Annotated in this window: 15 protein-coding genes and 1 riboswitch; of the genes, 10 read left to right on the forward strand and 5 right to left on the reverse strand. The window is 56.8% G+C overall.

Annotation, left to right across the window (positions count from 1 at the left end; genetic code table 11):
* Positions 1-17: 17 nt before the first annotated feature.
* On the reverse strand, positions 18-1,085 hold the full coding sequence (locus ACR0DK_RS05710; RefSeq protein WP_480735131.1) for a catalase family protein: 1,068 nt from the start codon (positions 1,083-1,085) through the stop codon (positions 18-20).
* Positions 1,086-1,204: 119 nt separating this feature from the next.
* On the opposite strand from ACR0DK_RS05710, the gene ACR0DK_RS05715 reads away from it, so the two are divergent.
* The 5 genes from ACR0DK_RS05715 to ACR0DK_RS05735 all read left to right on the forward strand — a co-directional run bounded on the left by ACR0DK_RS05715 (position 1,205) and on the right by ACR0DK_RS05735 (position 4,773).
* Positions 1,205-1,360, forward strand: coding sequence for a hypothetical protein (locus tag ACR0DK_RS05715; protein ID WP_170422553.1), 156 nt, complete (start codon positions 1,205-1,207; stop codon positions 1,358-1,360).
* A riboswitch (cobalamin riboswitch) is annotated at positions 1,344-1,551 on the forward strand. (Overlaps the previous gene by 17 nt.)
* Positions 1,552-1,653: 102 nt before the next feature.
* On the forward strand, positions 1,654-2,010 hold the full coding sequence (locus tag ACR0DK_RS05720; RefSeq protein ID WP_480735133.1) for a DUF1636 family protein: 357 nt from the start codon (positions 1,654-1,656) through the stop codon (positions 2,008-2,010).
* Entirely contained in the window at positions 2,007-2,792 is a 786-nt protein-coding gene (locus ACR0DK_RS05725; protein WP_480436385.1) for an ABC transporter ATP-binding protein, read from the forward strand. The genes ACR0DK_RS05720 and ACR0DK_RS05725 overlap by 4 nt, the downstream gene beginning before the upstream one ends.
* A gap of 18 nt (positions 2,793-2,810) precedes the next feature.
* Entirely contained in the window at positions 2,811-3,758 is a 948-nt protein-coding gene (locus ACR0DK_RS05730) for an ABC transporter substrate-binding protein (RefSeq protein ID WP_170509081.1), read from the forward strand.
* Between the two features lies 1 nt (position 3,759).
* A complete protein-coding gene (locus ACR0DK_RS05735) occupies positions 3,760-4,773 on the forward strand; it encodes an iron ABC transporter permease (protein ID WP_170509083.1) in 1,014 nt (337 codons plus the stop codon).
* 48 nt (positions 4,774-4,821) lie between these two features.
* Here the strand turns inward: ACR0DK_RS05735 and ACR0DK_RS05740 are convergent, their stop codons facing one another.
* Positions 4,822-5,715 (reverse strand): LysR substrate-binding domain-containing protein, encoded by an 894-nt coding sequence (locus ACR0DK_RS05740; RefSeq protein WP_480436388.1) that lies wholly within the window; start codon positions 5,713-5,715, stop codon positions 4,822-4,824.
* Positions 5,716-5,970: 255 nt separating this feature from the next.
* Here ACR0DK_RS05740 and ACR0DK_RS05745 point away from each other — a divergent pair, with 255 nt between their 5' ends.
* From ACR0DK_RS05745 to ACR0DK_RS05760, 4 genes are read left to right on the forward strand one after another with little or no spacing between them, the layout of a single operon-like run.
* Positions 5,971-8,424 carry a GcvT family protein gene (locus ACR0DK_RS05745; RefSeq protein WP_223118664.1) on the forward strand — a complete coding sequence of 818 codons (2,454 nt, stop codon included), beginning with the start codon at positions 5,971-5,973 and terminating at the stop codon, positions 8,422-8,424.
* A 15-nt stretch (positions 8,425-8,439) separates the two neighbouring features.
* Complete coding sequence (locus tag ACR0DK_RS05750) at positions 8,440-9,960, forward strand: trimethylamine methyltransferase family protein (RefSeq protein ID WP_170393827.1); 1,521 nt, start codon at positions 8,440-8,442, stop codon at positions 9,958-9,960.
* 60 nt (positions 9,961-10,020) lie between these two features.
* A complete protein-coding gene (locus ACR0DK_RS05755) occupies positions 10,021-11,034 on the forward strand; it encodes an Ldh family oxidoreductase (RefSeq protein WP_170625709.1) in 1,014 nt (337 codons plus the stop codon).
* Between the two features lie 11 nt (positions 11,035-11,045).
* Positions 11,046-12,290, forward strand: coding sequence for an NAD(P)/FAD-dependent oxidoreductase (locus ACR0DK_RS05760; RefSeq protein ID WP_480705994.1), 1,245 nt, complete (start codon positions 11,046-11,048; stop codon positions 12,288-12,290).
* On the opposite strand, the gene ACR0DK_RS05765 is transcribed toward ACR0DK_RS05760, so the two are convergent.
* The 3 genes from ACR0DK_RS05765 to ACR0DK_RS05775 are packed head-to-tail and all read right to left on the reverse strand — an operon-like array spanning position 12,265 to position 14,843.
* Complete coding sequence (locus ACR0DK_RS05765; RefSeq protein ID WP_170562108.1) at positions 12,265-13,653, reverse strand: MATE family efflux transporter; 1,389 nt, start codon at positions 13,651-13,653, stop codon at positions 12,265-12,267. The two genes, ACR0DK_RS05760 and ACR0DK_RS05765, sit on opposite strands and share 26 nt — an antisense overlap.
* Before the next feature lie 12 nt (positions 13,654-13,665).
* Entirely contained in the window at positions 13,666-14,253 is a 588-nt protein-coding gene (locus tag ACR0DK_RS05770; RefSeq protein ID WP_223118661.1) for a helix-turn-helix domain-containing protein, read from the reverse strand.
* Between the two features lie 11 nt (positions 14,254-14,264).
* The gene (locus tag ACR0DK_RS05775; protein ID WP_170393839.1) at positions 14,265-14,843 is read right to left on the reverse strand and encodes a carboxymuconolactone decarboxylase family protein; all 579 of its coding nucleotides are present in this window, start codon (positions 14,841-14,843) and stop codon (positions 14,265-14,267) included.
* Between the two features lie 269 nt (positions 14,844-15,112).
* Between ACR0DK_RS05775 and ACR0DK_RS05780 the strand changes: the two genes are divergently transcribed.
* Positions 15,113-15,859: an amino acid ABC transporter ATP-binding protein gene (locus tag ACR0DK_RS05780; RefSeq protein ID WP_480459463.1), complete on the forward strand. Its 747-nt coding sequence runs from the start codon at positions 15,113-15,115 to the stop codon at positions 15,857-15,859.
* Position 15,860: the final 1 nt, after the last annotated feature.

The following is a 15,860-nucleotide window of genomic DNA, read 5'->3' on the forward strand; positions in this document are numbered from 1 at the left end:
AATACATCTCCGTTTGGTCATCGGTTCGGGAACCGGGCGCGGGCCAGGCTCAGATAGGTTCTGAGCCGGATCGCATTAATCGGTCCTAAAGGTTCGTGATCTGCCGTGACACGCCAGGGCGAGAAGCTCATCGCGTCGCCATTCTGCGGATCAAATTCTGCACCTTTGGGAATCGTGATATCCGCCACGGGCGTGACGGTATGATGGTACGGATCAAGAGGTGCATCTGGTTGCGGATCGCATGCCCACCGGATGCGATTGTCTAGCACATCGAATTCGTCGGCCGGGCGCGGGGGCTCAATCACACACAGCTCGAAGTGATTATCTCCATCGGCCACGTCTTGCCGCAAACACTGCCCGATCCCATCTGGGTCGTCTACCGGATGTGCCGGAATTTTTGGTTTCGCGCTGCGGGCCAAGTATCTGACCGTTAGATCGGGGCCCAGCCGATACGGTGTTGTCGACCAGAAATGGACCTCAAAAGGCGAGTGCATATAGTTCGAGGCAAAATCACTCGCGACGCGAAACTGACGCTTGCCTTCACGAGTGAGGAAGGCGCGAAATCCTGCGCGCAGCCCTTTGGTGATCAACCTAAGGCTCCATTTTCGTCGCCCTTTGATCGCGTGCTGGACCGCTTGTAATGTGGCGACAAGCCTGCCCAATCGCTCATATTCATCGGGGACGTAGCTGGGAAACACATCCTGATCGACTAATACAAAATCGAACTCGTCGCTGAGTTGTGTGGTCCCCAGATGCGCAAGTGCTTCGGCGTCGATCAGCTTGGGGCCAGGCACGTCAAAAAGCTTGATCGCCATCCCGTGGGCATCCGATTTCCGGTCATCCAGATGCGCGCCGTTGGAAAAGCGAAGTGCGGCTGAATAGGCTGCGGGCTGTTCAAACAGGCCGTGACGGAACTGTTCTGGTAGATCGTTTCTGACGGTGAATATTGCAGCCACACACCCGTGACTGCGCCCATGCTGAGCCCTTAAGCGATGGCCTTTCCACCGTGCAACGGCCTCGAGATTGTGGTCAATGACATCATCAACAATATCCGGCGGCAATGCGTTTTGCGAAACATGTGTCAAAGAACCGTCTCCTTGGATAAACCCAGGCAATGATCAAACAGGGGTAAGGTGCTGACAAAGCTAAACCTCTAAATTTGTTCAGCTTACCTCAGATTGTCTAATTTCCAAACACACCAACTATGGACAACCGTGGCCAGACAAATTCGGCGCGCAGCCCAAGCTATTCGGTTGGTGCTTCGGACACGTGGTTGGCGGCGCTCGATCCTCGACCAGAGTTGGGTGCCTTCGACTTTATCATTGACGTGTCCGGTGTTCTCGGGCACTCAATCGATTGATGGTTCCCGGTGGTGTTGCCGCGGGATGAAAAGGGAATACGGTGAGGTTTGCCATAAGGTGCCAATTCCGTAACTGCCCCCGCAACTGTAAGCGGTGAGCAAGGCCAAACAGCCACTGGTCCACAGGATCGGGAAGGTTGGCCGAGCGCGGACCCGCAAGTCAGGAGACCTGCCATCAGATGTTCAACCAACCCGGGGCGGGGCGTCCTGGAAGGAGGCTTTGATGGCGCGTCAATCGCGTGTTTACATTGTCGGCAGCTTCCGCATGCGCTTGGAAACAAGTGGAGTGGACCATGCCAGATACGCCTGATCATTTCATTCTAGTCTGCAAAAGCTGCACTGAAGGGCTGCGCCTCGATGAAATTTGCGATGCGTTGACTGGGAAATTACCTCGCGGCTTTGCGATCCGCGCGTCGTCTTGCATGGCAGGCTGCGATAGTCCCAGAACGGTTGGGTTCCAGGCCGTAGGAAAGGCGCAATACCTTTTTGGTGGCATTCAGACCACGGATGAGGTGCAGGCGCTGGCTGAGTTTGCAGCGCAGTATCGTGAAAGCCCGGATGGCTGGACAAATGCCACTGATCGCCCGCAGGCGTTGTTCAATAAAACCCTCTCGCGCATGCCGCGGATCGAACAGGGGGCATCGCAATGACGTTGCCACCCTTTCTGATTGCCGAAAACCTTGAGTATTATGCCCTTAACGGAGATGTCCTGTTGCAGGGAGTCTCGTTCGAGTTGGACGAGGGTTCCATTCTAGCCATCGCCGGCCCGAACGGGGCGGGGAAAACGACGCTTCTCAATCTGTTGTGCGGCGCTGAGCCGCTGGCACTTGGCGATGTTCGGATCAAAGGACGCAGTCTGAAACAGCTCTCCGCCAAAGAGCGTGCGCGCATGATTGCAGTGGTAGGTCAGCAGGAACTGCCAGATGGACGCTTGGCGTTACGCGATTATGTTGCGCTGGGGCAAATACCCATCCGTGCGGACCGCTCTGCCGAAGGCCACGCGCAAGAGCTGGACCGGATTTTAGACCTGACCGGTCTCGCCAATCTCGCGGACAAGCGCATGGCCCAACTGTCCGGAGGCGAACGTCAGCGTGCCCATATCGCGCGCGCTTTGGCGCAGAACCCTTCGTTGCTGTTTCTGGACGAACCGACCAACCATCTGGATCCTGATGCAAAAGGGCGGATGCTGTCTTTGGTCGCCGAGCTTGGGATCACCGTGGTCATGATCGTACACGATCTGGTCATGATCCCCGAATTCGCCACACACGTGGCGCTGATGAAATCGACCCGCATGATCGAGTTTGGATCGGTGGACAAGGTGCTGACACCCGAAAGAGTCCGCGAAACTTTTGGCGTTGATTTCCTCTGCTTTCTCCACGAAGGCCGCGTGATCCCGGCGCTTGATATTCGAAGAACCACAATCTCAACTTAGTCGAAGGAACACACTGAGATGAAATACATCTGGCCCGTGGCGTTGGCCACCGCCATGGCAAGCGGTGCTGCTGCGCAAGAAGTCACCGTAGACAACTGCGGCGAACCGCTGGTTTTTGATACCGCGCCCGAGCGCCTGGTTGTGCATGACATGAACATGACCGATATGGCCTTTGCATTGGGTCTGCAGGACAAGATCGTCGGCCTGACCGGCATCACCGGCTGGTACAAGACCAGCCCTGATTTTGATGCCCTGCGCGGCGACATCCCCGAGCTTGCGCCGAAATATCCGACAGTCGAAAACTTGGTGGCGGTTGAACCCGACCTGTTCTTTGCCGGTTGGTACTATGGCATGAAGCCGGGTGGTGATGTGACCCCAGATACATTGGAACCGTTCGGAATCAAGACCTTGGTTCTAACGGAAAGCTGTGTCCATCTGGACAAGGATCGCCCCGAAGCCAGCATGGATCTTCTGTTTGGCGATGTGTTGCGCTTGGGCAAGGTGATGCAAGTCGAAGACAAGGCCGAAGCTCTGGTCTCGGGCTGGAAAGAGCAGCTGGCAGCGATCGAAGCCAAGACTGCTGAACTGCCCAAGCCCCGCGTTTTTCTTCTGGATGGTCCTGCAGATGCTCCGTTTACCGCCGGTAAATTCGCGATTCCCGATGCGATGATCACAGCCGCCGGTGGTGAAAACGTCACTCATGACATGGACACGAGCTGGGGCCGCACTTCGTGGGAGGCCGTTGCCGCATCGAACCCGGAATTCCTGGTTTTGTTGGATTATCAGACCGGCAATGGCGCCGAGGACACTTTCAAGTTCCTGCAGGAACATCCCGTCATGTCGCAGACTGATGCCGTCAAGAACGAACGCTGGATCGGATTGCGCTACGAAGAGCTGACGCCCGGACCGGCAAATATCGAAGCGATCTCGAAGATGGCGCGCGCGATGCATCCGGGTCAGAGCTAATATGGGCCGACTGGGCCTGACGTTGTTGCTGGGGGCGGTCGTTCTGACCGCCCTTTTGCTGATTTCCACGATCTACGGCACAACCTCGATTCCTTTGTCCGACACCTTCACCGCGATCTTGCGCGGTACCGGGTTGCAGGACGGAGAGATGTCGCCGCTGCATAGGATCGTATTCGACCTGCGATTGCCCCGCGCGTTGTTTGCAGCCGTGATCGGTGCCGGGCTGGGCATCGTTGGCGTGGTGCTGCAAACGACCACACGTAATGACCTTGCCGATCCATTTCTGTTCGGCCTGTCCTCGGGCGCGGCAGCGGGGGCGGTGTTTGTAATTACCGTGACCGGAGATATTCTGGGTTTCTGGACTCTGCCGCTGGCTGCCTTTTGCGGCGGTCTTGTGGCGTCGGGCATCGTGCTGGCGCTGGTTCATGGGCTTCGCACTAGCGCACCGGAAAAGCTGATCCTTGCGGGTCTGGCTGTGTCATTTTTGTTTTCGGCCATCACCAACTATCTGATCTTCGCCGGTGATAGCCGCGCCGCTCATTCTGTCATCTTCTGGATGCTGGGGGGGCTGGGCCTGGCCCGTTGGGAGACGTTCCCGCTGGTGTGCATCGGTCTGCTGCTGATCCTGAGCTATTCGCTTTATCGCAGCCGCTGGTTGGATGCGCTGCTGACCGGGGATTTGACTGCCGCTACTCTGGGTGTGCCGGTTCGGGGTCTGCGGTTCAGCATGTTTTTCACCGCAGCGTTGGCAACGGCCGTGTTTGTTTCCGTAGCCGGAGTGATTGGTTTTGTCGGTCTGATGGTGCCGCATATTGCACGCGGGATCGCAGGTCCCCTGCACAAAAACCTTCTACCAACCGCCGCTATGGTTGGTGCTGCCTTGTTGACCGGTTCTGACATTCTCAGCAGGCTTCTGCTGGCTCCGCAGGAATTGCCAGTGGGGATCGTCACGACTTCGATTGGATCCGTCTTCGTGTTCCTGCTTTTGTTCAGAACAGCGAGAAATCAGCGGTGAGGCCCTCAATCCGCACCCCTAGCTTCTGAAATCAGATTCAGGACCCTTTCAAACCTTCCCGTCAGCCGCCTCGCCGAGCCACTTGAACACAAGCTTGGCGCGGTCGGATGAGGTGTTGTGCAGTTTCACATAGAAGTCCAATTGCGATGAGATGGTTTGCGGCAACAGCCTGACCAGCTTTCCGGATGCGATCAGTTCCGAGGTCAGTCCTTCCCATCCCAGCACTGCGCCCATATCGTCCTGAGCGGCCTGAAGCGCAATCGTGTAATTGTTGACCCGATGCGCGGAATTCAGCGGGCCTTCATAGCCCAGTTTACGGGTCCAGGCACGCCAGTCGGTCCAGCCGGTATCCGGAGCGTCGAGATGAATTAGGGGGACCCTGGCAATATCTTCAACACGTTTGATGGGATTCTGTTGCGCAAACCTTGGGCTGCAAAGCGCCATGATCTTGTCGTGAAATAGTGTCTTGAAGATGCCCGCTTCGCGACTGGAATCGCCGTAATGGATACTTAGGTCGCATTTTGACGTGTCGATGCCGAGGTCAGTCACGACCTGCGTCACGGAAACATGTCCGTATTGCTTCCAGAATTGCGCAAGGCGCGGGGTGAGCCAAAGTGAACTGACAGCCGTGGTTGAGCGGATCGTTACACCTTTTCTGTCATATTGACGCCGCAACTGCCCAAGTGCTTCGCTGATGCCTTCCAGACCACGTTGAAGGGCAACAAGAAGATAAGCACCGCTTTCAGTAAGTTCCACGCCGCGATGATGGCGCAGAAACAGCGCGCATTGCAGCTCGTTTTCCAGCGCTTTGACCTGATGGCTGATTGCGGCCGGCGTGACGTTCAGCTCTTCTGCAGCGGTCTTGAAGCTTACATGCCGCGCAGCAGCCTCAAAGCTGATAAGCGAACTTACAGGTGGAAGATCGTAGGGCCTGTTGAGCAAGGTGATTTGACCTGTGATGTTTTTTACATCCAATATTATATAAGCACTATCCGAAGATCAGGCTTAGCTGATCTTATTCAAAGTGAATCTTTTTGCAATTGCCCGCCAGCGGTTCACGGTGAAAATTCGCCACAACCGTTTGAGACATGATCAAGGGATGTGCCAAAGGTCCTCAAAACTCTTGGCGTTCATATCGATCTTTCCTCATGCAATGCGACCCCCGGTTGGTCGTGCACAAGTTGAAGGAGTTGCAGTATGCAGTCACATGCAAAAGTCGTGGTTGTCGGTGGCGGATGCGTCGGGGCGTCAATTCTATATGGGCTGACCGAACATGGATGCTCTGATGCCGTTATGCTGGAACGCACCACACTGACCTCGGGTTCGACGTGGCATGCGGCTGGTTTGCTAGTAACCTTTGTGCGGTCGCACAACGTGTCGAAGATGACGATGGAAACCATCCGCATCTACACCGAGGTGGAAGAGAAGATGGGCAGTTCGGTCGGGCTGCGTAAGGTAGGACAACTGCGGGTCGCCAATACCGAAAAGCGCTGGGATGAGTTCCAGTCCTATATCTCGATTGCCGAAGCTGCAGGCGTGCCCTGCCAACTGCTGACGCCGGAGGAGATTGCCGAGATTCATCCCTTGCTGAATCAAAGTTCAGATATTCGGGGTGGTATTCTGCACACGGAAGACGGCTATGTGAATCCCGCCGACATTACCATGGCATTGGCCAAGCTCGCGCGGGATGCCGGCGCCAAGGTATACCAGAACACCGAAGCGCAGGCTTATGAGAAGCTGGACAATGGCCACTGGAAAGTGACCACCAATCAGGGTGAGATCACCTGCGAGCATCTGATCTTTGCCACCGGCAACTACGCCCGCGAAAATGCGCGCCGCGTGGGGCTGGACCTGCCATGTATCCCGATCGTTCACCAGTATTGGACGACCGAGACGGTGCCGCTGTTGAAAGAGCGCCGGGCGCAAGGCTTGCCCGAATTCCCAATCCTGCGGGATGAGGACTACGGCGCTTATCTGCGCGAAGATGTGGGCGGGATCCAGTTCGGGCCGTATGAATTCACCAAAGACCTCAAACTGTTTGCCGAGGATCGTGTCCCGCCCGAGTTCGGAGCCGATCTGTTGCCCGAGGATTTTGATGCCGTGGAAACCCAATGGGAACGCGCCATCGAACGGGTGCCAACCTTGGGTGAGGTTGGGATCAAGGCCAACACCCGTGGCCCGTTCCAGATGACCCCGGACGAGCTGCCTCTGGCCGGACCCGCACCGGGGCATGAGAACCTTTGGCTGGCCGAAGGCATGCCAGGTGGCATCCTCTGGGGCGGCACCGTTGGTAACCGTTTGGCCAAATGGATCGTCGATGGCGATCCGGGCATGGATATGTCGGAGCTCGACCCGCGTCGATTCTCGGACTACGCCTCAAAACGTTGGACCATGGATAAGGTGCGCGAGACATGGGGCACCCATATGGATGCGCATGTTCCGGGTGAGGACTTCCCGGATGCGCGCCCGATGAAGACCATGGGGTCATATGATCTTTTGACTGCTCAGGGCGCGGTTTGGACCAGCTTTAACGGCTACGAATTTCCTCGCTGGTTTGCCAAATCGCCCGAAGAGGCGATCCCCGAACACAGTTTCCGCCGCACCAACCATATGGAGCGTGTTCAGGAAGAGGTGCGCACCACCCGTGAAGAGGCTGGCTTCATCGAAATGTCGCCGATGACCAAGTTCACAGTGCGCGGGCCGGGTGCCGCCAAATGGCTGGATAGCCTGATGGCCAACAAGCTGCCCAAGGTGGGCCGCATGACCTTGTCGCTGATGTTGAACGATAAGGGCGGCATGGATGCGGAGTACACAATCGTGCGCTATGCCGACGACGATTTCTACCTGATATCGACGCCGAACTGGCGAGCCTACAATTGGGATCAGTTACAGCGCGTGCTGCCAGGTGATGGCTCGGTGGTGATCGAGGATATCTCAGAACAGCTGGGCGTGATCGCACTGGCCGGGCCCAAGGCACGGGACATCCTGCAACCATTGACCGATAATGATTTGTCGAACGAAGCATTCCCATGGCTGTCGGCACAGATGGGCGAGGTGGGCTATGCCAAAGGTGTGCACTTGTTGCGCGTCTCCTACACCGGTGAGTTGGGATGGGAACTGCACCACCCGGTCGGGTACAATCGCCACCTCGTTGATTTGCTGCTGAAATCGGGTGTGAAACCTTTCGGGCTTGAAGCGTTGGAGTCGATGCGGCTTGAGAAATCCTATCGCGCAATCAACCGCGAAATCTGCAAGGACCTGACCCCATATGAGGCCGATTTGGGCCGTTTCGTTGCAATGACCGAGAAGATCGGCGGGCAGGTGGCCGAACGTGATTTCATCGGCAAAGCCGCGTTGCAACAGCAGCAGGAGCAGGGTGGATACAACACACTGGTCACACTGAAGCTGCCGTTCTGCGACACCTCGGTGATGTTTGACGAAGGCGTCTATGCCGATGGCAAGCTGATCGGACGCGTCACTTCGGGCGGGTTCTCGTATTACTGCAACCACGACATTGCGATGGCGCTGGTTCCACACGAGATGACGGCACCCGGCACCAAAATGCAGGTGCTCATCCACAATGAAATGCGCGAGGCCGAAGTGATCGATACCTGCGCCGTTGATCCCACCAGCGCCCGCGCGCGCGCCTGATCCGGAGGATTTGAGATGGCAGAAGTCAAAGCACGCTCGGGCCGTGGCGGTGGACGTGCCGCGCGGGTCAAGGCTCGCACCAACCCGCCCCCAGTCTACTTGTCGACGCTGAACCGCAAAGTTGGCCCGATTGATCTGCTTGGTCCCGAAGGCGTTGAGAAAATCCACAACGCGGCCATGACTATACTTGAAACCACAGGGATTGAGTTCCGCGATCCGGTGGCATTAGCGGATTGGAAGAAGTACGGTGCGGATGTGCAGGGTGAGCGGGTGCGCATCGGACGCGAGATGCTGATGGACCTGATCTCGGCCGTTCCCTCGGAATGGGGCTATGCCGCGCGCAACCCGGAACGCTCGCTGCGGGTGGGCAATCGGCATTCGGTCTTTGCCAATGCGTATGGTGCGCCGTTTGTCTATGGTCTGGATGGTGTGCGCCGCCCTTCGATGCTGGAGGATGCGCATAACTTCTTCAAACTCAGTCAGATGAGTCAGTCGATGATGGTGCCGGGTATTTTGCCGGTTGAGCCGCAGGATGTCCCCGTGCCGCAACGCCACTTGGAGCTGGTTCATGCCGCGCTGACGCTGACCGACAAACCGATCAAGGGTTCAGTTCTATCCGAACAGGCAGCGTTGGACTCGGTAGAGATGACTCGCATCGTGTTTGGTGAGGAGTTTGTTGACAACAATGTGGTGATGGCAGCCCTGCTGAACTGCAACACACCGTTGGTCTGGGATGAGACCATGTTGCAGAGCCTACGCGTCTATGCCGCCGCCAACCAGCCCTGCCTGCTGTCGCCCTTTGTTCTTGCCGGGGCGAGCACACCTGCAAGCCCGCAGGGTGGTGTCGCGCTGCTGATTGCAGAATCTCTGGCCGGTATGGCCTACAGCCAGATCATCCGGCGCGGAGCCCCGATGGTGCTGGGGGTGGCAATCATGGGCGTTTCGATGAAGACAGGTGCACCGATGATGGGCTCTCCGGAACCCGGGCTGATGAACCTTCTGGTGGGGCAGATGGCACGGTTTTATGGTGTGCCATGGCGGACCTGTACCATGTGGACCGGATCGAAATCCCCGGATATGCAGGCTGCGTTCGACACCGCAAACACCATGTGGCCGGTGCTTCTGGGCGGTGCAAACTACATCGTACACTCAGCAGGCTTCCTTGAAGGCGCGCTTGGGGTCAGCTACTCAAAATGGGTGCAGGACGCGTTGCAGTTGGAGAACTTCCACCGTTTCTTCAGCGGCCTGCAAGAGGAAAATCTGGACACGTTGCTGGGCGACATTGACAAAATCGGACCGGGTGGGCACTTCCTTGGTACTGACCACACGCGCGAAAACCCAATGCATATGAACCACTTGCAAAACAATGACAGCTTTGAACAGTGGGAAGCAGAAGGTGCTAAAACCGCAGAAACCGTTGGCACGGAAGAGGCGCAGCGTATGCTGAACACCTACGTCCAACCACCAATGCCGGACGATCAGCGCGGGGCGTTGGATGAATTCGTCGCTAAGAAGCGGGTGGAATACAGCGCCTAAACAGATCTGCAAGCGGGCACTTATGTGCCCGTTTCCTCAACCAACGACAGGATTAGGCACATGGCCGATAACTCGACGATCGCTCTCTCACTCGACGAAGTAGAGGAATTGGCAAAATCTGTCCTTGTGGCTGCAGGCATGGATGAACATGGCAGCACGGTTCTGGCCGGGCTTGTGCGGATGAGCGAGCGCGACGGCCCGCGTAGCCATGGGTTAAGGATGTTGCCTGTTTATGCGCAGAGCTTTTCTTCGGGATATGCCAACCCCGAGGCCGACCCGAGTGTCGAACGGATCGCACCGGGGGTTCTGCGCGGAGATGGTGACAATGGCTATTACCAGATCGTGGCCGCCAAAGCGCGAGACGAACTTATTGAAATGGCGCGCGCGAATGGTATTGCCGCGTTTACTTGTGCCAATTGCCACCATCTGGGGGCACTACGTTTCGATACAGGTCCGCTGGCGGACGCTGGGCTGGTAGCGCTAGGTGTTGTGAACTCGCTCTCGATGGTGGTGCCGCAAGGCGGCACCCGCCCTGTTTTTGGCACCAATCCGATGTCCTTTGCTTGCCCGCGACCGGGTCGTGCGCCGGTTGTTTGGGATCAGGCCTCGTCAATGGTTGCGCTGATGGACATCCGGATGGCCGCGGCTGAAGGGCACGAATTGCCGCGCCCTGCGGGGCTTGACCCGAACGGTCAGCCAACCAGCGATCCCAACGCGATTTTGGAGACCCGCAGTCTGTTGCCGTTTGGCGAGCACAAAGGCGCGGCGATCGCCTTCCTGATCGAAGTTCTTGGCGCGGCACTGGCCGGTGGAACATTGTCCGTGGACAATGCCAACCGCGAAGCGCACGGTGCCTTGAATATCAAGGGCGGCTCAACGTTGATCGCGATTGATCCGGCGCGTTTCGGGAATGCCGCATTTGAAGGCTATGTCCAACGCATCTGCGCTGAGATTGAAGGTAACGGGGATGCCCGCGTTCCCGGAGATGGCCGCTTGAAGAACCGTGCTGCCGCCGAAGCGGATGGTGTTCGCGTCACGGCGGACTTGATGAAGCAACTTCGCGAACTTCTGTAGGGGTCCCAGTAATGGCACGGGTGGTTGTAATTGGCGGCGGCATCGTCGGAATATCCTGTGCGCTGACATTGCAGTCGCAGGGCCACGAGGTCACCGTCGTAGAACCGGGTCCGGTTGGTGAGGGCGCGAGTTGGGCTTCCTGCGGTTGTATCGCAGTCGGTGAGATCGTGCCGTTGTCGCAGCCGGGGATGCTGATGAAAGTGCCGGGCTGGTTGCTGGATGCCGAGGCCCCGTTGACATTGCGCCCGGCCTCAGCGGTGAAATTGCTGCCGTGGTTTGCACGGTTTACGGCCAATGCGCGTCGCTCGAAAATGCGCGCAATCGCCTCCGATCTGGCAAGACTTACGTTTGCTGCAACAGCGGATTTCAAGGCTCAGCTTTTAGATGTAGGCCATCCTGAGCTTTTGGTCGAACGGCCGGTAATCAAGTTGTTTGACGACGACAATGACCTTGCGACCATGCGCCCAGCTTTTGAGTTGGCGCGTGAGTTGGGCTGCACGATTGATCAAGTTACAGGTCAGGAAGCGCATGAAATCGATCCTGCAATAGCATCTGATTTCAAACATGCAGCTTTGCTTAGAGACTGGAGTTTTGTGACGGACCCTAAGGTATTGGTTGAAACGCTGACGCAGAGTTTTAGCAGCCGCGGCGGGGCAGTCGTGGCAGGAAGAGCAATCGGTTTTACGCAGGACGGACAACATGTGAAAAGCGTGAAGCTGAGCGATGGGCGATCGATCAGCGCAGATGATTTCGTCATCGCTGCGGGAACGCCGTCTAGGAATTTGGCCAAGACGCTGGGTGTTCAATTGAGGATGGAAGGGGTGATCGGATATTCGACTGCGTTGAAAGATAGCGGGGTCGAGCTCCGCCATACGGTGTTTTATGCCAAAGGCGGGTTTGGCATTACACCGTATCAGCAGGCGCTGGCAGTGGCCGGTACCGCAGAATTTGCCGACCTGAACGCGCAGCCGAATTGGAACCGAGCCGATGTGCTGGTCAGGCGTGCATGCCGCGTATTACCGGGTTTGAAGACCGATAACGCGGAACGCCGGATGGGTCGCCGCCCGTTTACACCGGACACACGTCCGATCATTGGCCGCAGCAGGCGACTGGCTAATGTCGCCTTTGCGACGGGTCACGGACAGCTTGGCCTGACACTAGGCGCGACGACGGCACGTATAATCGCAGATGTAATTGCTGGCAGATCACCGGACATCGATATAGAAGCCTTCAGCCCAGATCGGTTCTCGTCCTGAGCCAAAGCCCGCCCAGCTCTTTTTGAGCCACATGGGACGTCATCAGCAACGCGATCATCCAGCCAGTCACCACGGCACCTGCAGTGCCGAACCAGACACCAATTTCGTTAAAGCCGAGCAGGCCGACGAAAATCCAGACAAAAAAGGCGACGCCAAATCCTTGACGATATAGGCTGATCCACACGGTCCAGATCGGTCGCTTCAAGGCTTGCAATAGCGAGTTGATGGAAAAAAGCATCATGTAGATCGGTAGGATCAGACTATCGACACGTAGATAGCTAAGTCCGACGCGGATCACTTCGGGATCGTCGGTGAAAAAGCCCATCATAAGGCGGCCAAAAATCCACAATATGGGGGCTGCGATGGCGGTCATGATGAACCCGACTTTCCAGCAATAAAACAGTGCCTCGCGAACCCTTTCATAGTCGCGGGCACCGAAATTCTGGGACGCGATGGGCAGCAGTGCCCCCGTGACCCCCAGCACCGGCAAAAGCAAAATCTGCTCAAGCCGAATGGCAATGCCAAAGCCAGCGATTGCGTGCTCTCCAAAGATTTTCAGGGCGAACTGCATGACGAAACCTGACAGCAGCATCACGAAGAAAGATGTCGCTGTGGGAAGTACCTGAACCGAGATCTCCTTGAACTTCTGTAGGCGCGGAATGAAGTTTCGGGGGCGCATGCGCCTCATCCTGCGGCGTCTGAGGACCTGACGGATCAGAAACACCATCACACCGGTCTGGCTGATCACCGTCGATACAGCGAGGCCATCAAATCCGATGCCCGGGATCACGCCCGGAATGCCGTAGATCAATAGGGGGTTCAGACCGATATTGGCAAAAAACGCCACCATGAGGGCGCGTTGCATCGATACCGCGTCACCATGTGCCTGAAGAATGCCATTGCAACCGAAGGCCAGAAGAAATCCGGGCAAGGCCAATAGGAGCCAGTGGAAATAACGTAAACCTGCATCGCGATAAGGTCCCGGTTCCGAAACCAGATTTATCAGCGCAGGGCCGTACCAGAGACCCGCCGCCGCCAGAACACAGGCTGCAATGAAACCATAGATCATTCCCTGTGCTGCAAAACGCCGCGCTGCGCGAGTGTCTCCAGCGCCTAACGCGTTGCCGACCAGCGCGCTCATCGCGGCACCCAACCCGACCCCGACCGAAATGGCAATGAAAAAGGCCTGAAACCCTAGTGCCAATCCAGCCTGCGCGCTGGTCGAGAGAAGGCCGGCGAAGAACATGTCGACAACGTTGTAAAGAGTGTTGAACAACATCCCGATTGCGCCCGGGATCGCCAGGGTTCTGAAATGGGTCGAGATTGGCCCGCGTGTCAGATCAATTTCAGTTGGGATGGCCATATCAACTGGCCACTACGGACGTTCGGCCTGAACGGTCAGGAAAACGAACTCTGGCGTTAGGACCTCTTCGAAGCCGTGATTCAGCTCTGCATCGACGCTGATGCTGTCTCCTGCTGAAAGAGTAAATCGGGCTTCGCCATACCGATAGATGGCCTGCCCTTCGAGAACCTGCACAAACACGACGCCATGGCCGACATAAGTGGGCGGCTGCCCCTCGTCCTGCAACAACGTGACACGACGGGCCTGAAAGCGCAGGTCCTTCCGGGAATGCAGCGCAAGGTTGACGTATTCGTGCGAATGGCCGCCCGCCAGTCGCGTAGACTTTAGTCCTTCGCCATGGCGAACCAGCGTATAGTCGGTGTGATCTGTCCGCGCTTCGCGAAACAGCGATACGATTGGTACTTCCAACGCCTCGGCAAGTGCAGCCAGCGTATCGATTGACGGAGAGACCAACCCGTTTTCGATACGGCTGACCATTGCAGCCGAGATACCAGACTGTTCTGCCAACCGACGGGCGGATTGCTTGCGGCTTTGGCGCAGCTCCCTGAGCGAGGCACCAATAGCGCGATCAATCTGTCTTCCCGGCGTGTCATCGTGCATGATTCAATCCGTCAATCCTCGGCGTAGTAGCCCACCACGTCCCCTTCCGTTGTGACACCCAGACCATTCAGCAATCGGTTGGCATAATTGAAATATCCGACGATCTGGTTGATCTCGAGAATCTCTCCGTCTTCCCAGCCGGCATCTTTCAATGCGCGAACTTCGGATTCCTCCATTGCACCCGGCGACAGGGTCAGCTTTTGCGCATAGATCAGCGCGGCCAACTGCGCACCTTCAAATGCGTCCTGCGGACGATGGGCCTTTAACGCGGCCTCGATTGCGTCGGCGCGTGCGTCGTCACCGATCAGATGTCGGGCGTTTGCCCAATGGTTGGCATAAGAATAGGGGCAGGTGTTCAACGTCGATACGTAAGAGCTGATGACTTCCTGAAACCACATGGGTATGGAATTGGCTTCATCATGCAGGCACGCGCGATACAGAATGACGTGACCTTTCATGGTGTTGGGACGCAGTGAATGCACGCGCATCACGTTGTCCACGGTCCCGTGTGGTGTGCGCGCCAGATCCAGAGTCGCTCTCAGGTGCTCGTCGGCATCTTCGTCAGATATCATCCGAATCCAGGCGGACATTCACGTTTCCTCTCGTGTTTTCTGTTTCTATTTTCGCGGCGTGTGCCGTTCGGCTGAGTTTTTTATTGACGAATATTGCACATTAAGCAACCATATTGAACAGCGCGCAACGAATTTGAGGATTCTGAAGCTTTGCCAGATCTCTCCACTCTGCCTGAATCGCCGCGAATGACTTCGTGCGCATGCGTGCATGACCTCATGTTGCGATCGCACTACCACAGCGTCATAGATCAGCGACGCCAGCTGATCCGCATCTTGACAGGTTCGGCATGACACAGCTCTCCCCCATGATCGAAGTGACCAATCTGGATAAGTTCTATGGGACTTTCCATGCGCTCAAGAACATCGATCTGACCGTTCATCAGGGCGAGAAGGTGGTAATCTGCGGCCCGTCCGGATCGGGAAAATCCACGCTGATCCGCTGTTTCAACGGGTTAGAGTGGCATAATTCCGGGCGTCTCGTGATCGATGGGATCGAAGTCTATGAGGGTGCCAAGGAAATCCGTGAACTGCGACAGGAAGTCGGCATGGTCTTCCAGCAGTTCAACCTGTTTCCGCACCTGACTGTGCTTGAAAACCTGATGATCGGACCGATGAAGGTGCGCAAGCTATCCAAGGCGCAGGCCGAGGAAACCGCGCGCAACTATCTTGATCGCGTTCACATCCCCGAGCAGGCCGACAAGTACCCGGCGCAATTGTCGGGGGGGCAGCAACAGCGCGTCGCGATCGCGCGGTCCTTATGCATGGAAACACGGATCATGCTGTTTGATGAACCGACATCCGCGCTTGATCCCGAAATGATCAATGAGGTGCTGGATGTGATGGTTGAACTGGCCGATACGGGCATGACCATGGTGGTTGTCACGCATGAGATGGGGTTTGCGCGCAAGGTCGCCGACACGATGGTCTTTATGGAGTCGGGGCAGATCGTTGAAATCTCGCCGCCCGATCAGTTCTTCACCAACCCGTCAAGCGAGCGCTGCCGTCTATTCCTGAACCAGATATTGGAACACTAAC

It is taken from the genome of Ruegeria sp. CE6 (assembly GCF_056537485.1).